The organism is Planktothrix mougeotii LEGE 06226 (assembly GCF_015207485.1).
Classification (GTDB): Bacteria; Cyanobacteriota; Cyanobacteriia; order Cyanobacteriales; family Microcoleaceae; genus Planktothrix.
In genome coordinates, this window is record NZ_JADEWU010000018.1 from 1 (window position 1) to 21466 (window position 21466).

Consider the following 21466-nt stretch of genomic DNA (forward strand, 5'->3'; position numbering starts at 1 on the left):
ACATAAAGAGTCACGAGGGTTTGGTTGGGGGTAGGAGTTTCTATGAGCAGTTGACCTTGGTGGAGTTCGATGAGTTTTTGGACGATGGCTAATCCTAAGCCGGAGCCTTGTTGTTCATAGAGTTTGCGTTCAAACTGCATATGGGCACCAATTTGAGCAATTTGTTGAGGATTCATTTCTCGTCCAGTATTTTTAACCGATAAAACAAATTGACGGTCTTTAACACATCCATTAATTTCAATCGGTTCTCCTGGATTGGAAAACTTTAAGGCATTATCAACTAATTCTTCCACCAGTTTTTTCAACCTCATTTCTGCCATAGCAATGGGAACATCTTGCAAATTCAGAGATAAATCTGCCTCCCGTTTTGCTTCTTGAACCTGACTCATGACTTGTTCAGTAATGGCGTCTTTGGAAGATGCCGTTTTATACTGACGTAAGGCAGCAATTCGTTTGGGTTCGGTGGCAATCAGTTCTAATTCAGCATAGAGGAGAAAATTCATGATCAACCGATATAAGCGTTGACCGGATAAAGAAATCTGCTCGACCATTTCCCGAATTTCCTGGGTATCCATAAAGTCTAATTCATGGAGTAGAAATTCCGTTGAAGCGAGAATTCCATTCAGAGGGGTTCTTAATTCATGGGGAAGAGAATGGGTAATATTGCTGCGAAGTTCCTGTAATTGTTGTTGAGAGACTTTTTGAACAACCGCTTGTTTTTCCAGTCGAGTCGAAATTGCTTTTAACAATTCCGAGGGGGTAAAAGGTTTAGTTAAATAATCATCAGCCCCTAATTCCATTCCTTTCCTTAAATCCAATTTATCAGCTTTTGCGGTTAGGAAAATAAACGGAATCATCATGGTTTCTGGTTCTTTCCGCAATGCTTCTATTACCCCATAGCCATCGAGTTCTGGCATCATCACATCACATAAGATTAAATCGGGATGAGTGCTTTGGGCAATTGCTAAACCGATTTTTCCATTCTCGGCGGATAAGGTTTCAAACTCTTCTATTTCTAAAAGTTCTACGATATTTTCTCGGATGGATTCTTCATTCTCAATCACTAATATCTTGGTCATTTTAATGTCCTCAATGATTCTAATTAATGTTAGGGATTCGGTTGAGAAAGTTTTAATTTTCGTCCGCTTTTAACTAAGGCTTGAAACTCTTCTAAATTGAGAGGACGACTGAATAAATATCCCTGAATTTCATTACAATTAAACTCATTCAAGAGATCTAACTCTTCTTGGGTTTCAACTCCTTCAGCAATCACTTTTAAATTTAAAAGATGCGCCATTGAAATTAAAGATTGGGTAATCGCTGCATTGATTTTATTATTATGGAGATTCCGAACGAAGCATTGATCGATTTTCAGTACATCAAACGGAAACTTTTGCAGATAGTTGAGAGAAGAATATCCTGTCCCAAAATCATCAATGGCTATTTTTAAACCCAGGGCTTTTAAAGCTTGCAATTGTTGGATGGATAATTCCGCATCTCGAATTAACAAACTTTCGGTTAATTCTAATTCTAAATAATCCGGTTCACAGCCGGTGTTGAGTAAAACTTGCACTAATTTTTGGCGCAAGTTAGCCGTTCGGAATTGACGACCCGATAAGTTAACGGCTACCCGTAAACAGCCTAAACCTTGAGAGCGCCATGCTTTACTATCTTTACAAGCTTGATATAAAACCCATTCTCCAATCGGTTCAATTAAACCCGTTTCTTCCGCAATCGGAATAAATTTCATCGGGGAAATCATTCCTTGTTGGGGATGTTTCCAGCGCAGTAATGCTTCTGCCCCGACAATGTTTCCTGTTTTTAAACTGACTTGCGGTTGATAGTAAAGTTGAAATTCTTCCCTTTCTAAAGCATAGCGCAGGGCGACTTCTAAATCAATCCGTTCTGAGAGTTCATGATCACAGGTAGGGGTATAAAAGGTATAGTGATTTCCTCCTTGTTGCTTGACTTCATTCATGGCTTGTTTGGCCGCCCGCAGCAGTTGTTGAATCTCCCGACCGTCTTGGGGATAGAGTGCAATTCCAGTGCTAATGGTGATGAAGACTTCCCGGTTCATTAAAACAAAGGGTTTAGAAATGATTTTTTGTAATCCTTCTAGGGTGGTTTTAAGCAGTTTTTTATCTAAAGTTGGGGCTAGTAAAATTGCAAATTGATCGGCATTGAGATGGGTAATAATATTTTCAGCAGATAAACTCTTTCTGAGCCGTTCTCCTACCTCTTTTAACAGTAAATCTCCGCTTTCATAGTCAAAAAGATCATTAATTCGGCTAAATCGATCTACCCCTAAACAGAGGACGGGAATCATGCCTTGGTACTTCCAATTTTCATCTGTCCCCGATAAGGATGCTAATTGATGCAGCATTTGTTGGAAATATTCCAACAAAGATAAACGGTTGGGTAAACTTGTGGTACTATCTTGATAAATGAATTGATTGAGTTTAGCTTCAGCTACTTTTAATTCGCTAGTATAACGCTCTTTTAATATCGTGTGTTTTTCTAAACGAATCACAATCGCTTTGAGTAATTCTGTGGCGGTACAGGGTTTAGTCAAATAATCATCAGCCCCAAGCTGCATTCCTTTCCGCAGGTCTCCTAAATCAGCTTTTGCTGTTAAGAAAATGAAGGGAATGGTCGCTGTCAGGGGGTTTTCTTGTAACTTGAGGAGAACCCCATAACCGTCGAGTTCTGGCATCATCACATCACACAAAATTAAATCGGGTTGATGTTGACTCGCCAGTTGCACCCCGATTTTACCGTCTTCGGCATTGAAAACTTCAAAGTCTTCAGATTCGAGAAGTTCTACAATATTATCTCGAATTAAATCTTCATCTTCAATCACAAGAATTTTAGTCATAGTTGTTTCTCTGTAATACATTGAGTTTGCGAATGAATTTAATATTTTCTGGGGTTAATATCGTTTTTAAGTCTGAAATCTGATTGAGGATACTCACTTCCCGCGCACATTCTTCTTGGAGAATTTTTAAGTAACGTTGTTGTTTTAACGCTAAATCAGGTACTTGATTGGCTTGGGTTGATAATAAGTTTAACATTTGAACTGCTAAACTAATATTAGACATCGGGTTACTCAGTTCTTCTGATAGCCGCGTTAACAGTTCTTCCTGGGTTTTGCTGAGTTGCTCAAGTTCAGAAACTTTCTGTTTAAGTTGATTGGCACGTTCTCGTTCCTCCGCATATTGGAATAAATACTGTTGTTGTTTTTTTAATCGGGCGCGAATGGTACTCAAAAGTTCTATCGGTGTAAAGGGTTTTGTGATGTAGTCATCCGCCCCTAATTCCATTCCTAACCGCAAATCCCTGCGTTCAGCTTTAGCGGTCATAAAAATAAATGGAATATTGGCGAGAAGGGGTTGTTTTTGCATCTCGGTGAGAACAGTATACCCATCAATATCCGGCATGATAATATCACAGAGAATTAAGTTGGGTTGATACTCTGAAGCTAACTTAATCCCTAATTGACCTTGAGCCGCATCTAAAACTTGGAATTCTTCGGATAAAAGTAACTCCATTATATTTTCTCGAATGGTATCTTCATCTTCAATAATCAAAACTTTATTCATAAAATTTATTGATTTCCCTCCAGGAATAATTTGATGGTAAATTGTGTTTCTGCTCCGCGGATGGTTTCGATCAAAATACTGCCCCGATGAGCTTTTAAAAAGGCACGATCAGCTTTTAAAAAGGGTTTAATGCTTAATCAACCGAGTCCAGCGCCGGAAATATTTCCTGCATTTGAACTGCAATAAAATTTGTTAAATATTTTTTTGGGGTTTCAGGAATTCCAATTTCTTAAGCTTGGGCTTTAAAATGAATTGTTGGGCATCCTGAAAAATCTCCAGTCCGATTATAGCACGTTTCGCTGCATCGCTAACCTGTTGATCAACCCTTGATTGAAAATCAGATTTAACATATCTTAATCAGTACCGACATCTAAAATAGATCTTTAACGAAGAGTTCGGTTTTAATCAACTGTATAATTACTGATAATACTACAACTTGAGGAGGCCTATTCCTTGAATTCCCATAACTTTAACTTACCATCGACGACACCATTTGAACTTTTTCCTGAACCTTTAAGTTTAAACAACTGTGATCGAGAGCTTATTCATCTTCCGGGCACAATTCAATCTCATGGAATTTTGTTTGTGTTATCCAATCCCGACCTCAATATTCTTCAAGTTAGTAATAATACAGAGGTTTATTTAGGGATTCCACCCGAACAATGTTTAGGACAACCCCTATCTTTTCTATTTGCCTCAGAGCAACTTTGTGCCCTGCAAGAGTGTTTAGAAGAAACCTTTGATCAGGTTAATCCGGTACAACTTCAGGTGCACATTAATCAAGATATTAAAAGATTCCAAGGGATGATTCACTGTTCTCCTCAAAATTATTTGATTTTAGAATTAGAACCAACAAGTGAAAAAGAACCGCCTAACTTTTTTAATTTTTATGAATTGACTAAAAAGGTATTTTTGAAACTGCAAAAAACAACAACTCTTGCTGAAATTTGTGAAGTTTTAATCCAACACATCCGAAAAATTGCGGGGTTTGATCGAGTCATGATTTATCGGTTTTCTCCCGATGGTTCAGGAACGGTCATTGCCGAAGAAAAGCGAGAGGATTTAGAACCTTATCTGGGATTACATTATCCTGATTCTGATATTCCTAAACAAGCAAAACAACTCTATATTGTCAATGGATTGCGATTAATTCCTGATATTAATTATCAACCTGTTCCTATTATTTCTATGCCATCGGATACAGCAACAGAACCCCTCGATTTAAGCTTTAGTGTGTTGAGGAGTGTCTCTCCCATTCATCGAGAATATTTAAAGAATATGGGGGTGGCAGCATCCCTGTCTATTTCACTTGTTAACAATAATCAACTCTGGGGATTAATTGCCTGTCATCATTACAGCCCTAAATTTATTTCCTATAGCATCAGAACGGTGTGTGAATTTTTGGGACAAGCGATGTCTTTAGAATTACCCACTAAGGTAGAAAATGAAAATTTAGATTACAAACTATCCCTAAAATCTTTACAAGCAAAATTTACAGATATTATGGTTCAGGCAGAAACGGTTATGGATGCTTTACTCCAAAATCAAGAAGATTTGCTAAAATTAATGGCAGCAGAAGGGGCAGTTTTTGTTCAAGATGAGCATTTAATTCCCCTCGGAAAAACCCCTTCTATTGCACAGCTAGAACCCTTGATTTTGTGGTTATCTGATCAATTTAACAATCATACGTTTGTGACAGATTCCCTCTCAATGGTGTACCCTCCGGCGGCAAATTTTCAGGCGGTTGCGAGTGGTTTACTGGCAATTTCCATCACCAAAATCAAACGAAATTTTATTTTATGGTTTCGTCCTGAACAATTACAATATGTGAACTGGGCCGGAAATCCTGATAAGCCGAAACGAATTGAAGAAGATGGCAGTTTAACCATTTTTCCGCGTAAATCCTTTGCTCTGTGGCAAGAAACGGTTCAGGGAAAGTCCTTACCTTGGCAACCTTTTGAAATCGAAGCCGCCCTAGAAGTCAGAAGTGCATTAGTTAGTATTATTTTACAGAAAGCTGAGGAACTGGCTGCGATAAATTTAGAATTACAACGCACGAATAGTGAGTTAGATGCCTTTGTTTATATTGCTTCCCATGATTTAAAAGAGCCCTTGCGGGGAATTCATAATTATTCTACCTTTTTATTAGAAGATTATGGTCAAGTTCTCGATGAGGATGGAGTTTCTAAACTGCAAACCTTAGTTGATCTGACGAAACGGATGGAGGATTTAATCAATTCTCTTTTACATTTTTCTCGCCTGGGGCGACAGGAATTAAACCTGAATCCGTTGGATTTGAATAAGTTAATCCCTAGCATTGTAGACCTATTTAAAATGAGTTATGCAGCCGATACAATCAATATTGTCATTCCTCGACCTTTACCCTTGATTCGAGGAGATAAAATTTTAATTCAAGAAGTCTTGACAAATTTAATCAGTAATGGATTAAAATATAATAATCAGTTAATCAAGTCTGTCGAAATTGGCTATTTAGATCCAGAACCTATGATCCATGAAGAAACTCAACCTCTTTTAACGTTGTATATTCGGGATAATGGGATTGGAATTCCTCCAAAGCATCATGATACTATTTTCAGGATTTTTAAACGCCTTCATGCACGGACTCAATATGGAGGGGGAACGGGAGCAGGATTAACAATTGTTAAAACAATTATTGAACGACATGGGGGAACGATTTGGCTCAATTCTATTCCCCAGGAAGGAACAACCTTTTATTTTACACTTCCTTATTTTTTAGAATAAATTATTAGAAAGAAACTGAGGACAGTGAATGCAACGTCAAAGAACGATATTAGTAGTTGAGGATAGTGATGAAGACTTCACCGCATTCAAACGGGTAATGCGACAGTTATCCTATTCTAATCCGATTTATCGGGTTATGGATGGAGAGGATGCGTTAGCTTATTTGTATCATCAAGATCATTATTCTAATCTCGATTTCGCACCTGTTCCCGATTTAATTCTTCTGGATCTGAATTTACCGGGAACTGATGGTCGGGAGGTGATTTATCAGGTAAAACAAGATATAATACTCAAAAGTATCCCGATTATTGTCCTAACCTCATCTTCTAACCCTAAAGATATAGAAACCTGCTATCTATATGGAGCTAACAGTTATCTGTTAAAACCTGTAAGTATAGATGAATTCAAACAGACAATCAAGCATTTTCTTCATTATTGGCTAGAAGTTTCTCTGCTGCGCTGAAACTTTAATTCCAAAATTTGGTTATGTACCCATCTAAATTTGTATCAGACTATTGGGATAGCAAGGGTTATAAAGTTGTGCTTGCTAAAAATAGTTTAGACGTGCTTAAAATAACACAAGAGCAATGACCGTACTTGATTTTAATGGATATTTCCATACCTCAAATTGTACAGTTATTAGAAACGATACAAACTTTCTGATCAGAATCTTGTCAAAGGAGTTAACAATGGCTTCACTTCCTTCCGTGCTGATAGTGGATGATGAGCCAGACAATTTCCGTGTCATCGAATTTCTATTATATAAAGAAGCGTATCATCTAAGTTTTGCCAGGAGCAGCACTGAAGCTTTAGACTATTTATCGGTCAAATTACCCGATTTGATTTTATTAGATGTGATGATGCCACAGTTAGATGGAATTGAACTTTGTCATCAGATCAAAAAAAATCCCCTTTGGCGTCATCTTCCGATTATTATGGTTACGGCTTTAACAGCCAAAGAAGATTTAGCACTTTGCTTCGATGCCGGCGCCGATGATTTTATTAGTAAACCGGTGAATGGGATAGAATTGCGTGCGCGAGTTCGCTCTATGTTAAGAATGAAGCAGCAATATGATGAATTACAAGCGTTACTTCAAGCGAGAGAGGATTTATCCAATATGATTATTCATGATTTGAATAATCCTTTGGCTGGGGTTTTATTTAGTTGTGAACTTCTCAAACTTTCCCCGTTACAACCTAAACAACTTCAAAAGGTTGAGGATATTTTACGACTAAGTAAACGCATGGTTTCCTTAGTCAATAGTTTATTAATTATAGCTAAAGTTCAAACGGATGAATTCGTTTTGGAGTATGATCAGGTTGATCTATCTGAAATCGGTCATGCAGTGGTGACGGATTTTGAAGCAATTGTGGCTTATCGTCAGATCAAGTTATTGTATGAGTTTCCCGAAGCCGGGAGACACATATCTGTTGATCCGGTGATTTTACAACGAGTGATTGATAATTTATTATCGAATGCTATTAAATTTTCTCCCGGAGGAAGTCAAGTTACTTTACGAATCAGTTATCCCCCGGACGCAATGCTGAAAATTCAGGTCATTGATTGCGGTTCTGGGATTAGCGAAGAAAGCCGACAACGGATTTTTGAGAAATACGATATCGGAACTTTTCGCAAAGGAATTCCTCAAATTGGATTAGGTTTAGCGTTTTGTAAATTAGCCGTTGAAGCTCACGGAGGGACAATTTCTATTGAAAATAACAATCCTCAAGGGTCTATTTTTACTGTCGTAATCTAAAATAGGGAACAGGGAATAGGGACATCAATGCACAAAACAGGAATTTTGTCAAGATACCTAGCCTCGACTTAATATTCTCTTGCCAAAATCCGTGCATCGCTAAACGAAATCTGGGTGATTTTTAATACAGTATTGACGACAACAAGGGGCTTGTAGACTGCATTTTTGCCAATAGACACAATAACCCCTTGAATACCCTTTTTTCTAGTATACCAGAACCCCTATAAATCCGTCAACTTTTTGCAAATTATTTTCAATAAAAAATCGACTTTTCAGAGAATTGTTTTAAATATTAAAATAAAATCTAAATATCTATTAATAATCTTTATATTTTTCCGAGTCTGCGGTTTTCCCCGTTGATAGTTTAAGGTAGAGGCGGGTAAAAATTCAAAACCCGCCTTATTTTAATCTTTCTTAACGTAAAATCAGAGCCACTTCCTTAGCAAAATAGGTGAGAATTAAATCAGCCCCAGCCCGTTTAATACTGGTTAAGGTTTCTAACATGACTTTTTTCTCATCAATCCAACCCATTTGTCCAGCGGCTTTAATCATGGCATATTCCCCACTGACGTTATAGGCGGCTACGGGAAGATCCGTTGCTGACCGCAGCAAATGAATAATATCCAAATACGCTAAAGCAGGTTTCACCATGACAATATCAGCGCCTTCGCATTCATCCAAAGCCAATTCCGTTAACGCTTCTCTGGAGTTAGCTGGGTTCATTTGATAGGTTTTCTTATCGCCAAATTTAGGAGCCGAATCCAAGGCATCCCGGAAAGGGCCATAATAGGCGGAGGCATATTTAGCCGTATAAGCTAAAATCCCAACTTCAATATATCCCGCTTCATCTAACCCTTGACGAATCGCCCCAATGCGACCATCCATCATATCCGACGGCGCCACAATATCAGCCCCCGCTTCCGCATGGGACAGAGCTTGTTTAACTAAAACTTCAACGGTTTCATCATTGAGAATTTCTCCCTCATCGCTAACAATTCCATCATGACCTTTACTCGAAAACGGATCAAGCGCAATATCCGTAATGATCATCATTTCAGGAATAGCCTGTTTAATCGCCCGCACCGTGCGTTGAATTAAGCCATCCGGGTTATAACTTTCTGTTCCAGCGTTATCTTTTTTTTCTTCAGCGACCAAGGGAAATAAGGCAATGGCGGGAATACCTAATTCCCAAGCTTCATTGACTTCTTTTAAAAGTAAATCTAAGGTATAGCGGTAACTTCCCGGCATGGAAGAAACCTCAACTTTTTGGTTTTCCCCCTCCATAACAAACAGAGGATAAATTAAGTCATTCACCGTAAGGTGGGTTTCCTGAACCATGCGGCGCAGAGCATCGGTGCGGCGGAGACGGCGAGGACGTTGAACCAGATTTAAGGAATTTCTATGAGATTGGGATGGCATGAGAAGCAATCAATAAAAAATTTTACTAAAGACCAATCATTTATTATCCCATTGGGGTGAGTTGTCAATCAGGCCCAATTGTTAATAAATGTAACGATTTTAAAAAAAAGCCCAACTTTGCCAAGAGTCACAACCGATCTGAAAAATCAGCCTAGAATTAAATAGAGGGAGAAAAAATCTGACGTTAACCGATTTTTAACTTATGATTAACAATTTATATATTAGTGCCATTGAACCCAATAGTGGTAAATCCTTGATTCTGTTAGGTATCATGGAATTACTCTCCAAACGCATTCGACGGTTAGGATTTTTCCGTCCTATGATTCATGCGGGAACCCAACCCGATAATGATATTGAACTGATTTCCAGCCGCTATCATTTAGAGTTTCCCTATGAAGCTTATTATGGAGTCACCCATGAAGAAACCCGGACGTTAGTTGCGGAAGGACAACTTGAAGAAATTCTCAAACGCATTATTGAAAAATATAAAATTTTAGAATCTCAATGTGATTTTATTATCTGTGAAGGAACGGATTTTACTGATATTATTTCCGCCTTTGAATTTAACCTTAATGCTGAAATTGCTAATCAATTATCTGCCCCTATTTTATTAGTGGCTAATGGACAAGGAAAAACGATAAAAGAACTGATTAGCAGTGTCAAAAGTGAACGAGAAGCCTTTATAGAACAAGGGTGTAGCTTAGTTGCAACGATGGTTAATCGCATTCCCTTAGAACAATTTCAATCCGTTGCTGATCAACTTGAACATATTTGGTCTTATGATGATCCGGTGTTTTTCTTACCCGAAATCGAAGACTTAGGGAAACCAACCGTTGGAGAAATTGCCACCGCCGTTGAAGCTCGATTGGTTCATGGTGATCCTGAACAATTAAAACAAGAAGTGATATCGTTTAAAGTGGCAGCCATGCACGTTCCCAATTTCTTATATCATATTCGAGAAGGCAGTTTAATCATTACCCCAGGCGATCGCGCTGATATTATTTTAGCGTGTTTAGCTTCCACTTTTTCAGAAAATTATCCCAATATTGCCGGAATTATTTTAACCGGAGGCTTAGAACTTGCGCCCTCCCTCCATAAACTGATTAAAGGCTTTAAAAAATGGACAATTCCCATTTTAGCAGTTGAAAACGATACCTACAATACCGCCACAAAAATTAATCAGGTTCACTCAAAAATTACGCCCGATAACGAGCGAAAAATCGCATCTGCGTTAGGAGGGTTTGAAAATTATATTGATACGTCTAAAATCGAAAAACAGATTTCATTGTCTCGGTCTTCGCGCATTACTCCCATTATGTTCGAGTATGAATTAATTGCACGAGCTAAAAAACAACGTCAACATATTGTATTACCCGAAGGCACAGAAGAACGGATTTTAAAAGCCAGTGAAATTTTATTAAGGCGGGGTGTCGCCGAAATTACTTTATTAGGAAATCCCAATGAAATTCGAGAAAAAGCAACGTCCTTTGGCTTAAAACTCGAGGGCGTTAATCTTGTTAATCCCATGACTTCCGAATGGTATCAAGACTATGCTCAAACCTATTATCAACTCCGAAAACATAAAGGCATTACGGAAGATTGTGCACGAGATGTGATGCACGATGTTAGCTATTTTGGTACAATGATGGTTTATAAAGGCATGGCAGATGGCATGGTATCCGGGGCGGTTCATACCACTGGACATACCATCCGTCCCGCCTTAGAATTTATTAAAACTCAACCCGGATGTTCCATTGTTTCCAGTGTGTTTTTAATGTGTTTAGAAGACCGGGTTTTAGTCTATGGAGATTGTGCGGTTAATCCTAATCCTAATCCTCAACAATTAGCAGATATTGCTATTAGTTCTGCCTTAACCGCTCAACAATTTGGGGTGGAACCCTTAGTGGCTATGTTATCCTATTCGACAGGAGAATCCGGTCAAGGAGAAGATGTGGATAAAGTGCGAGAAGCCACAATTCTAGCCCGTCAATTACGCCCCGATTTAAAAATAGAAGGCCCAATTCAATATGATGCGGCGGTTGATGAAGATGTGGCTAAAACAAAACTTCCAGGAAGTGAAGTCGCCGGACACGCAACGGTGTTTATTTTCCCCGATTTAAACACCGGAAATAATACTTACAAAGCTGTACAACGGTCGGCGGATGCGATTGCCATTGGCCCGGTTTTACAAGGGTTAAATAAACCCGTGAATGATTTAAGTCGAGGCTGTACGATTCCTGATATTGTGAATACCGTTGCGATTACGGCGATTCAAGCTCAGGGAATCAATTAAGTTGAGCGAAAAACCTGCCCCCAATCACACTAAAAGAACGGAGAGGGTGGGATTTGAACCCACGGAACCTTGCGGCTCACCTGATTTCAAGTCAGGCGCGATCGACCACTCTGCCACCTCTCCAATTGCTCATCCATGAGCTAAAAAGCAATTATAGCACAAACGCAGATTGTGCCAAGAGTGGAGCAGAAGAATAGAGCATTTCCGTCTCAACCACCTGAAAATCCTCACCAACCCAGACTAAGGATACCTCCGAGACTTGTTCGGAGTCTAAGGTCACAAGGGAAAAATTCCGTTGTTTTCCTTGGGGTGTTTCTCGAATCCGACTCACGCAAGCGGCATTCAGATAAACTGTTCCTTCCGGGCTAGTCACTAACCGTTGACGGAGACGGGTCTTGGTATGACGGAGGGTATGGTGCATATGACCAAAAGCAACTAAGGGAATGGTTTTACCCAATATTCGAGCTTGGGCGATGGCCTCGGCAAAATCAGGATCACCATAATCTCCTCCGAGGGGGTTCCAATCTTTGCCACAGGGGGCTTCTGCTGCCTCTCCTAGCCCTGTAGGGCCGTTGTGACCTAAAAACAGAATCCGCTCAAAACGAGCCGCTTGTACCGCTTTAATCATGCGCTGGGCGGAAGTTGCAAAATTATTTACCCCAAATCGTTCTTCGTAAAAATCACTATATTTCCATTCCGGGCCACCCCAACTAAAGGGACGACCGCCGACAACGGTTAACTGCAAATCGGGAAAGTCCCGTTTTCCGTAACCGACATGATCTTCCCCCATAATATCTAGTTGTTCTTGCACCCAATCTTCGGTTTGACGATTATAGGGGCATTTTTTCCGGCCCCATTCCGTTGCGGTATACCAGGCGTCATGGTTGCCAAAGACAACTGCTTTGGGAATCTCTAAGGCAGCGATGGTTTTGACAAGCTCCACCGCTTCATTGCCAAAATCCCCAACCAATAGAACTAAATCAATCTCCAAAGACTTCAAAGCCAGGGCATCATCATTTTCCCACTGATCATGAACATCCCCGACAACAGCAATTTTAATGGGTTTGGTATTCACAACGCTTATGGTTTTAAAGGTTATCTAAACTATACAAGATATGAAATATTCAGAGTACCGAATAAACTCATTTCATTTTCTAATTGAGTAATTCTTTGTTTATAGGACATTTTTTCAGAAGCATCTTCAATGAAAATAAAGAGCAGTGGCTCATGATGATTACTGGGCCAATGTACATCCTGATTTGCCATTACATAAAAATTGACATAAGCCGGTCTTTTTGGATTAACAGACCGCGCAACCCCCTGAATCTCTAAGTTAGGTTCTTCTTTCGTGATGACTTTTGCTAAAATTTCTTCAAATCCGATTAATTCTGGAAAGCTATCCCCGACATAACTGCCAATTTTTAAACTTTCTGGATAATCACAATACTCTATTAAACTCGGCGAAATATATTGAAGGAAAAACTGTTGATCTAAAATACAATATTCAATGGCTTTCGTTTGAAGGAAATCTTTCAGGATAGGGGGAGGTGGTAACGAGCATAGGGTTTCTGAATCTTCTTGTTTCAGAAGTACAGGATTTAACCGATAACCCATTCCATGAACCGTTTCAATGATTTCTATTGTATTATTAACTTTCCTAAAGGCTTTTCTTAAACCTTTAATATGGGAACGAATTCCGTTAGCGCTGGGAACCCGATCAAGATCCCAAAGCTGATCAACAATCATCTCATAAGTTAACACATGATTCGGATACTCCAAAAACAAAACAAGTAATTTGTATTCTTTTGGCAGTAAACAGACGATTTGAGCGTAATAAGTGACGGTACAAGAATTTTTATTAACTGTTATAGAGCCGTGAATTAACATTTTAATTCCATTAATAAATTGACTAAAATTTAAGGGTGTCAAAATATTATTTTTTGCTTTAAATATAGTACACTTTAGTTGATCTGTCAAGCCTTAAAACCCAATAATTTACAGGAATGGATATCCGGGCTATTCGGAGAAACAGTAGCATCACAATGAATTGGGATAATCAAGAAAAGGGTAGAGTTTCGGAGATTCATTAAAAAAATTGTAGTTTTTTTCCAAAATTTAAGTGTCCTTTTTTTGCGATTTGTAGCTCCTGTCTTTTCCACAAATTTTTCACAAATTTTCCACGAATTTTCCACACCCCCTCCCTACTGTTAATCCGTATGCAATTCCGTAATTCCACTGAGGCTCTCACGGAGTGACAACAGCGAAATAACTGCATTCAAACGACTGACTAGGAACAAAACACCATGGCTACTAGAGATTTTGCAACGACAGATTTTACGGCTGGCGATACTAATAATAACGAGATCCTAGATCCTAACGAAACTTGGACATACACGGGTAGCCACACCGTTGAAAATACAGGTCATACTTCCCTGACGAATGTTAGCGTTATCGATGATAATTTCACCCCAGACCACATCACCGATGATTTCTTCCCAACACTGAGCACTAAGGGTAATGCAGATGCCATTTTAGATAGTGGTGAAACCTGGACATATCGCTACACCCGTAGCAACTGCCAATAGCGAAACTGTTCTAAAAGCGCGTACCATGAGCATCTATACCCAGGAGGATGCCATGGGATTTAGGATTTGCCCACCCTAAATCCCCATTTTTGGTAAATTCAACTATAATTAGGAACTACAATCCAAAATCGTTCACGGTTCCTAGAAGGTTTTCACTGTGTTTACATCAACTCTTCCCCGACAAAATAATTCAACAGTTGCCGATTTACCGACGGATTTATTTGCAGCGATTCAAGTGTTAAAGCAAGAGTTGAATGCCGTTATTTTAGCGCATTATTATCAAGATCCTGATATTCAAGATATTGCTGATTATATTGGAGATTCTTTGGGGTTATCTCGTCAAGTTGCTCAAACCAATGCAGATGTGATTGTATTTGCAGGGGTTCATTTTATGGCAGAAACCGCCAAAATTTTGAATCCTGATAAATTAGTGTTGTTACCCGACTTAAATGCGGGCTGTTCTTTAGCTGAAAGTTGTCCACCGGATGCCTTTGCTGAATTTAAAGCTCAATATCCTGATCATATTGTGGTGTCTTATATTAACTGCACGGCTGAAATTAAAGCCATGAGTGATATTATTTGTACCAGTTCTAATGCGGTGAATATTGTGCGGCAAATTCCCGAAGATCAACCGATTATTTTTGCTCCAGATCGCAATTTAGGGCGATATGTAATGGCAGAAACGGGACGGGATTTGGTGTTATGGCAAGGGGCTTGTTTGGTGCATGAAAACTTCTCTGAGAAAAAGTTAGTTCAATTGAAAATAGAACATCCTGAAGCGGAAATTATTGCTCATCCTGAATGTGAACCTCCGGTTTTACGTCATGCGGATTATATTGGATCAACAACGGCTTTATTAAACTATGCAAAGAAAAGTTCTAAGTCCAGTTTTATTGTCGTTACTGAACCCGGAATTATTCATCAAATGGAGAAGGAAACCCCCGGTAAATCCTTTATTCCAGCCCCTCCGATGAATAGTTGTGCTTGCAATGAATGTCCCCACATGAGGTTAAATACCTTGGAAAAATTGTATTTATCCATGAAAAATCGTTCCCCGGAAATTACCCTTCCTGAAGAGATTCGCATTGCGGCTTTACGTCCAATTCAACGAATGTTAGAGATGAGTAAATAGTTGTTCCTAAAAACCCGGTTTCTTCAAAAACCCGGTTTCTTAAAGAAACCGGGTTTTTGATTCCTTAACAAATTTCATCAGGATTAATCCCCTGCGATCGCAAAAATTCAGCTAATTTTTCCGCCCGTTGATGTTCTTGTTCTGCAATTTGACGTTCCTGTTCAACCTTTTCTACCCCCCAAGGAAGTATATTTCCGGCGTCATCCCACCATCTTAACCAATACCCATTCCGTTGCTCTTTTTCCCCTTGCCAAACCCCTAAAAATAGCTTTAAATCTTCAATCCAATACCGACTATTCTGATTAATTTTATCCAATTCATAACGGCTATTTTGTAACGAATGAACTTCTAATTGTCCGGTTACGGGTTCAAAAATAGCATAAATTGGAACTTGCAAAATTTGTTCATAAAAATACCATTTCCCCGGCGGATAACTGCGTTTAACCGAATATTCTCCCCCTTCAGTTTCCGATAGAAATTCAATAACAATACTAGGAATATCCCCTTGCAAATTCGGCGTATAACTTTTTCTTGTTGTTTCCGGTTCAATGGATTTTACTTGTTTTATATATACCCAATCTGGGGCTTTAATGACTAATTCCCCATTCATCGTTGCACATAACCCAAAATTAGAAGCAATTAGCATTTCCGGTTGAATTAACCCTGCTAATTCTAAACTTTCGCGCAACGCACCCGCAATTAAAGGTTGAGCCGTATTTTCCACAGGTTCTTCTTCTAAGATAAAATCATCGGGTAACTTTTCCCAAGTAATAATAGGAGTAATAATTTGTTCCTGAGTTGTCACCATAATCTTAACGAGAGTGTTAAAGTGATTTAAGTTTAACCCACGCCTTAAAAAGCCGGAGAATCGTTGGTAAAATAAATATGACCTAAAGTTTTTCCTTGATAAACTCGTTTAGTTAAGCGCCAACCCGGTTCTAAAATAATTTTGGCAAAACCATTCGTAAATCCATAGGTTCTACCAATAATAATCGGTGGGGCATATACATCTGCACGGGACTGAGCCACTAATAAAATATCATTCGGTGTGCTTTGAACACTCAGGGCGTGGGATAAAGCTAAATCTCTTCCCGCCATTCTAACGGAATAACCATTGCTATCCGTTGCCCGTCCACAAATGCCTGTAAAATCAAAATTGAGTAGTAACGGATCAACCGCAATCGGCTGAGAACCACTTTCACTCCAACAAGGGCGACTATCTGAGACTTGTTCGACAACCACTAAGGTGTGCCCATAGGCACGAGGGACAGCAATTGCCACAAATCGTTCCTGATCAACTTCCTTCTGGTCAAATTCTACAGCGATCGCATTCAAGGGAAAACTCAAGGTGGATATCCCAATCATCAATGCGATCAGTGCTCGCTTCAGTGCTAATTTCATCGATAATCTGCACCGTCCAATGGGTTCTAAATTTACCTACTGATAATACTCTGGTTACTGTCCCTAGACCTGTTCGGGTTCTCTAAAACCCAACGGGGACAACTAACCCTTCCCGTGCCATAATCGCTTTGGGAAATACAGCTTGGACTTCCTGTTCAATCTGATCGAGAAAGTCATCGGTGTGGGAGGGATCATGATGAAAAATCACGACACGTTTCACCCCAGCCGCTTGTGCCATTTTTACAGCTTCTTGCCAAGTGGAATGGCCCCAACCGATTTTTGGAGATTTAGGATTATGATACTCCTCATCGCTGTACATGGCATCGTAGATCAAAACATCAGCATCCTGAGACAGATTTAACACATTTTCATCCAAACCATCGGGGAGATGTTCAGTATCGGAACAATAAACCGCCGTGCGTCCATTCCAGGTGATGCGATAACCCATAGCGGTATTGGGATGGTTGAGTTGTCCCGTTTCAATTAAAATATCATCCAACATCATCGAATCCCCCGGCTTCAGGGTATAAAATCTTAAGTCCGCTTGAATGCCTTTGAGGGGAACCGGAGAATTAGGATGTAAAATCCGTTCAATGAAATGTTGTTTCATCGAGTCCCCATCCGGTGGAATTGCCCCATAAATATGAAAACAATTTCCCTGCATAAATGCCGGGGTAAATAGGGGAAATCCTTGGATATGATCCCAATGGTAATGGGTAAAAAACATATAGGCTTCTACAGGGATTTCTCGCATTAACTCATCCCCTAAAACTCGTAAGCCAGTTCCGCCATCAAAAATTAAGCGTTTACCTGCGACTCGCATTTCTAAACAGGATGTATTGCCCCCATAGCGAATGGTTTCTTTTCCAGGGGTGGGAATACTGCCACGAACCCCCCAAAACTGGATCACAAAATCTTCAGGGTTCTTGGAGGAATCAGAGACGTTAGGATAATTTTGAGGGCTGAGCCCAACAGACGATAGGCTGGTTTCCATTTGTTATTCTTCAGGTTTCAAAGTTCCACACTGACCATGATGACGCAGCAAATGATCACACAGGACTAAGGCAACCATCGCTTCTACCATTGGCACTGCCCTGGGTAAAACACAAGGATCATGCCGTCCTTTCGCTGCTAACAGCGTTTCCTCTCCCTTATGGGTGACAGTACGCTGCTCTTTCCGAATTGTAGCAGTTGGCTTAAAAGCTACTCGGATAATAATATTTTCCCCATTGGAAATGCCACCCTGAATACCACCAGAACGATTCGTTACTGTTCGGATAGTTCCTGTCGGATCACGATAAAATTCATCGTTATGCTCACTCCCAGTCAGGAGGGTTCCTGCAAAGCCGGAGCCAATTTCAAATCCTTTACTGGCGGGTAAAGACATGACTCCTTTGGCGAGATCTGCTTCTAGTTTATCAAATACCGGAGATCCGAGCCCTATGGGTACGTTTCTGGCGACACATTCCACCACACCGCCAATGGAATCTCCTTGATCTCGAACTTGTTCAATCCGTTCTATCATTTTCTCGGCACAATCGCCATCGGGACAACGGACAATATTGCTTTCAACTTGTTCTAAGGTAACGGTATTGGGATCAATAATGGCTTCTAAATTTTGAATCCGTTTAACATAGCCAATAATTTCTACCCCAGCAAATTGTTTAAGAATTTTTTTGGCGATCGCTCCTGCGGCGACCCGTCCAATGGTTTCTCGTGCTGAAGAGCGTCCGCCGCCTTGCCAATTGCGAATTCCGTATTTAGCATCATAGGTAGCATCCGCATGGGAAGGGCGATATTTAACCGCCATATCACTATAATCTTGGGGACGAGTATCTTGGTTGTGCACCATAATCATAATCGGGGTTCCCAAGGTTTGCCCTTCAAACACGCCACTGAGAATGTCACAGGTATCGGTTTCTTTACGAGGCGTGGTAATTTTACTTTGTCCGGGGCGACGGCGATCGAGTTCCGCTTGAATATCGGTGAGATCAATTTTTAATCGGGGAGGGCAACCATCAATAACAACTCCCACCGCCCCGCCGTGAGATTCCCCAAAGGTCGTGATCCGAAACAAATGCCCAAATGTGTTGCCCATAATGGTCGTATTTATTTTGCCAAACTTTATATTTTACCTTAGAAAGACGATGAGAAGTGAATGAATAATGAACAGGCAAGATGCCTGTTCCACAGACCTAATTTTAATCTTCGTGTTCTTCAAAGGGATCGCGCAGATCATTAGACGCAGGGCCAAAAGCTGTATAGATCGCATATCCCGTCAGGGCGATAACAACCGCAGCGATGCCAATGTTAAGAGCTATTGCAGGTTCCATGAGATTCATCCCTTGTGATTCGTGTCCTTCTATAATAAAATACTCATAAAAATTAAGACAATTTAACAATTATTTCGGTGCTGGAGCCGGGATATCGTGTTGAACCGGAAATGGGGATACCCTAAATCGGGTAACATTAGCCTAAGCCTCCCATTCCTTCTCTAACCGGAGGGGGTGAGAGTGTCCAAAATCCAGATAAAATTTTGTTGACGTAAAAAATTTAGGTGAACTATGGCACAACGGACTTGGTTAGGAGATTTACTAAGACCTTTAAATTCTGAGTATGGTAAAGTTGCCCCAGGTTGGGGTACAACTTCTGTAATGGCAGTGTTTATGGGACTGTTTTTCGTGTTTCTGTTAATTATTTTACAGATTTATAACTCCTCACTGCTGCTTGAAAATGTGGATGTGAACTGGGCTAATTTAACCCGCTAATCAAGTTTCAAATCCGGTCAATCGTGAACTGTGAGGGGGAATTTAGGAGAGCGGTTTAAAGTGTAAGAATTGAGAATCCTCTCCCGACATCATTCCTCTGGACTTGTTGAAAGTTAGACACAGTTCACGGTTTTCTATTTATAATGATTATTGGTAATAGTATAGGAGACTATTGTTGTGAATATATTTGGAATTGGTTTGCCTGAAATGGCGGTGATTTTGGTACTGGCTCTATTAATTTTTGGCCCCAAAAAATTACCCGAAATTGGCAGCAGTTTAGGGAAAGCCCTCAAAGGGTTTCAACAAGCTTCCAGAGAATTTGAAAATGAATTTAAACGGGAAGCTCAACAAATAGAAGAAACGACTAAAATTAAGCCAGAAACTAACTCAACGATAGCAAGCCGCCAAAAAGAGGAACAAGTTAACTCTATTGATTAAAGTTTAACCCAAACCAACAGGTTATACTTCAAGATAAATGTTATGGTGTGATATTAACGATTATGACAATGGAGGTAACACCTGCTAAAACATTAATTGTTCCTCAATTAATTGTAGGTTTAGGAAATCCTGAATCCCGATATGATAAAACCCGACACAATATTGGTTTTGAGGCGATTGATGCTTTAGCGAAAGCTTGGCGAATTTCCATTTCAGAACAGCGCAAATTTAAAGGGAAATTCGGCGAAGGGGTAACGTCCTCTGGTGAGAAAATCCGACTATTAAAGCCCCTGACCTATATGAATTTGTCAGGACAGGCAATTCGGGCTGTTGTTGATTGGTATAAACTTCCCCCAGAATCCGTATTAGTGATTTATGATGATATGGATTTACCCTTGGGACGGTTGCGACTGCGATTGTCCGGTTCAGCAGGAGGTCATAATGGGATGAAATCCACAATTTCCCATTTAGGAACACAAAATTTTCCTCGGTTAAGAATTGGAATTGGTAAACCCAATTCAATCTCTGGAACTTCTGAACGGGAAACCGTTTCCTATGTTCTGGGAAAATTTTCGTCAACGGAAATGCAAGTGATGGAACAGGTGTTGCAAGGGGTGGGAGAAGCCATTGATTTAAGTGTGCGTCAAGGTGTCGAAAAAGCGATGAGTCTATACAATAGTCGTAATTTTGTGAATAGTACAGAGTGAGTTCTCAACGTTTACCCGAAACGACCGCGTATGTTAGAATTACGCGACAATCTTGGCAACTGGGTCTTCTCGAAGGAGAAGTCAGTGCTGGGGATTATGAGTGGCGATTTCAATGGCGATTTCGACACACCAAAAAACTGATGATTCAACCGTCCCAAGGTCGAGCTTTAATTCAAGAGCCCTTGGGACGATTTTTAGAAAAGTGCGATTATCAATTAGAACCCGGTGGCGATTATTCTTTTACCATTCGCGCTCAATTTTAGAGGATTTACAACTTGTTTCTGCAATTTCTAGTAATATGGCTTGAGTGGTGACTAAACGTGCTTTGCTAGATTCCAATTGATGAGCCAATTGAACAGCTTGTACATGATGTCGATCGGTAATTGAAGATAGTGCGATCGCTTGCCAACTTCTTAGTGAATAGGATTAGATGAAGTTAAGCAGGTAGACTCTGATTTTTATTAATACCTTATTACGGGTTCTGGAACAACCGGAGTGGTGGCTTGTAAATTATTCCGAAAATTTATCGGTATTGAATTAGTGGAAAAATATCAAATTATGGCTCAAAATAGAATTGATGAGTTAAATTTGCAGCTTAATATAT

Annotated in this window: 21 protein-coding genes and 1 tRNA gene; 10 read left to right on the forward strand and 12 right to left on the reverse strand. The window is 39.8% G+C overall.

The window, feature by feature from the left end:
• The 3 genes from IQ236_RS10050 to IQ236_RS10060 form a co-directional block, all read right to left on the reverse strand.
• Positions 1-1079, reverse strand: a 1079-nt coding sequence (locus IQ236_RS10050) for a hybrid sensor histidine kinase/response regulator (RefSeq protein ID WP_193869135.1), incomplete at its 3' end; no start/stop codon positions are given.
• Positions 1080-1108: 29 nt separating this feature from the next.
• On the reverse strand, positions 1109-2875 hold the full coding sequence (locus IQ236_RS10055) for an EAL domain-containing response regulator (RefSeq protein WP_193869136.1): 1767 nt from the start codon (positions 2873-2875) through the stop codon (positions 1109-1111).
• Positions 2868-3599, reverse strand: a complete 732-nt coding sequence (locus tag IQ236_RS10060) for an ATP-binding response regulator (protein WP_190522145.1) — start codon at positions 3597-3599, stop codon at positions 2868-2870. The genes IQ236_RS10055 and IQ236_RS10060 overlap by 8 nt, the downstream gene beginning before the upstream one ends.
• A 453-nt stretch (positions 3600-4052) precedes the next feature.
• Here IQ236_RS10060 and IQ236_RS10065 point away from each other — a divergent pair, with 453 nt between their 5' ends.
• The 3 genes from IQ236_RS10065 (at position 4053) to IQ236_RS10075 (ending at position 8119) form a co-directional block, all read left to right on the forward strand.
• Positions 4053-6362, forward strand: a complete 2310-nt coding sequence (locus IQ236_RS10065; RefSeq protein ID WP_193869137.1) for an ATP-binding protein — start codon at positions 4053-4055, stop codon at positions 6360-6362.
• Positions 6363-6390: 28 nt separating this feature from the next.
• Complete coding sequence (locus tag IQ236_RS10070) at positions 6391-6825, forward strand: response regulator (RefSeq protein ID WP_193869138.1); 435 nt, start codon at positions 6391-6393, stop codon at positions 6823-6825.
• A 226-nt stretch (positions 6826-7051) separates the two neighbouring features.
• On the forward strand, positions 7052-8119 hold the full coding sequence (locus IQ236_RS10075; protein WP_193869139.1) for a hybrid sensor histidine kinase/response regulator: 1068 nt from the start codon (positions 7052-7054) through the stop codon (positions 8117-8119).
• Positions 8120-8533: 414 nt separating this feature from the next.
• Here IQ236_RS10075 and hemB read toward each other — a convergent pair whose 3' ends face one another.
• Positions 8534-9538 carry a porphobilinogen synthase gene (gene hemB, locus IQ236_RS10080; protein ID WP_193869140.1) on the reverse strand — a complete coding sequence of 335 codons (1005 nt, stop codon included), beginning with the start codon at positions 9536-9538 and terminating at the stop codon, positions 8534-8536.
• 202 nt (positions 9539-9740) lie between these two features.
• Here hemB and pta point away from each other — a divergent pair, with 202 nt between their 5' ends.
• Entirely contained in the window at positions 9741-11831 is a 2091-nt protein-coding gene (pta, locus tag IQ236_RS10085) for a phosphate acetyltransferase (protein WP_193869141.1), read from the forward strand.
• A gap of 38 nt (positions 11832-11869) precedes the next feature.
• Here the strand turns inward: pta and IQ236_RS10090 are convergent.
• The 3 genes from IQ236_RS10090 to IQ236_RS10100 all read right to left on the reverse strand — a co-directional run bounded on the left by IQ236_RS10090 (position 11870) and on the right by IQ236_RS10100 (position 13760).
• Positions 11870-11954 (reverse strand) — tRNA-Ser (locus IQ236_RS10090).
• A 28-nt stretch (positions 11955-11982) separates the two neighbouring features.
• On the reverse strand, positions 11983-12906 hold the full coding sequence (locus tag IQ236_RS10095; protein WP_456107204.1) for a TIGR04168 family protein: 924 nt from the start codon (positions 12904-12906) through the stop codon (positions 11983-11985).
• A gap of 29 nt (positions 12907-12935) precedes the next feature.
• Complete coding sequence (locus tag IQ236_RS10100; RefSeq protein ID WP_193869142.1) at positions 12936-13760, reverse strand: winged helix-turn-helix domain-containing protein; 825 nt, start codon at positions 13758-13760, stop codon at positions 12936-12938.
• Positions 13761-14134: 374 nt separating this feature from the next.
• Here IQ236_RS10100 and IQ236_RS10105 point away from each other — a divergent pair, with 374 nt between their 5' ends.
• Both IQ236_RS10105 and nadA read left to right on the forward strand, forming a co-directional pair.
• On the forward strand, positions 14135-14416 hold the full coding sequence (locus tag IQ236_RS10105; RefSeq protein WP_193869143.1) for a hypothetical protein: 282 nt from the start codon (positions 14135-14137) through the stop codon (positions 14414-14416).
• A 157-nt stretch (positions 14417-14573) separates the two neighbouring features.
• Entirely contained in the window at positions 14574-15548 is a 975-nt protein-coding gene (gene nadA / locus IQ236_RS10110) for a quinolinate synthase NadA (RefSeq protein WP_193869144.1), read from the forward strand.
• A gap of 64 nt (positions 15549-15612) precedes the next feature.
• Here nadA and IQ236_RS10115 read toward each other — a convergent pair whose 3' ends face one another.
• The 5 genes from IQ236_RS10115 to psbN all read right to left on the reverse strand — a co-directional run bounded on the left by IQ236_RS10115 (position 15613) and on the right by psbN (position 19282).
• The gene (locus IQ236_RS10115) at positions 15613-16356 is read right to left on the reverse strand and encodes a Uma2 family endonuclease (RefSeq protein WP_193869145.1); all 744 of its coding nucleotides are present in this window, start codon (positions 16354-16356) and stop codon (positions 15613-15615) included.
• A 44-nt stretch (positions 16357-16400) separates the two neighbouring features.
• The gene (locus IQ236_RS10120; protein ID WP_193869146.1) at positions 16401-16949 is read right to left on the reverse strand and encodes a DUF3747 domain-containing protein; all 549 of its coding nucleotides are present in this window, start codon (positions 16947-16949) and stop codon (positions 16401-16403) included.
• Positions 16950-17031: 82 nt separating this feature from the next.
• A complete protein-coding gene (locus IQ236_RS10125) occupies positions 17032-17943 on the reverse strand; it encodes an MBL fold metallo-hydrolase (RefSeq protein ID WP_193869147.1) in 912 nt (303 codons plus the stop codon).
• A 3-nt stretch (positions 17944-17946) separates the two neighbouring features.
• Positions 17947-19047, reverse strand: a complete 1101-nt coding sequence (gene aroC, locus IQ236_RS10130; RefSeq protein WP_193869148.1) for a chorismate synthase — start codon at positions 19045-19047, stop codon at positions 17947-17949.
• A gap of 103 nt (positions 19048-19150) precedes the next feature.
• Positions 19151-19282: a photosystem II reaction center protein PsbN gene (gene psbN, locus IQ236_RS10135; protein ID WP_072722324.1), complete on the reverse strand. Its 132-nt coding sequence runs from the start codon at positions 19280-19282 to the stop codon at positions 19151-19153.
• 231 nt (positions 19283-19513) lie between these two features.
• Between psbN and psbH the strand changes: the two genes are divergently transcribed.
• From psbH to IQ236_RS10155, 4 genes are all read left to right on the forward strand, one after another.
• The gene (psbH, locus tag IQ236_RS10140; RefSeq protein WP_190522190.1) at positions 19514-19717 is read left to right on the forward strand and encodes a photosystem II reaction center phosphoprotein PsbH; all 204 of its coding nucleotides are present in this window, start codon (positions 19514-19516) and stop codon (positions 19715-19717) included.
• A gap of 177 nt (positions 19718-19894) precedes the next feature.
• Entirely contained in the window at positions 19895-20155 is a 261-nt protein-coding gene (locus IQ236_RS10145; RefSeq protein ID WP_190522192.1) for a TatA/E family twin arginine-targeting protein translocase, read from the forward strand.
• Positions 20156-20223: 68 nt separating this feature from the next.
• Positions 20224-20862 (forward strand): aminoacyl-tRNA hydrolase, encoded by a 639-nt coding sequence (gene pth / locus IQ236_RS10150; RefSeq protein ID WP_407676149.1) that lies wholly within the window; start codon positions 20224-20226, stop codon positions 20860-20862.
• Positions 20859-21125: a DUF3146 family protein gene (locus IQ236_RS10155; RefSeq protein ID WP_193869150.1), complete on the forward strand. Its 267-nt coding sequence runs from the start codon at positions 20859-20861 to the stop codon at positions 21123-21125. The genes pth and IQ236_RS10155 overlap by 4 nt, the downstream gene beginning before the upstream one ends.
• The last annotated feature ends 341 nt before the right edge of the window (positions 21126-21466 follow it).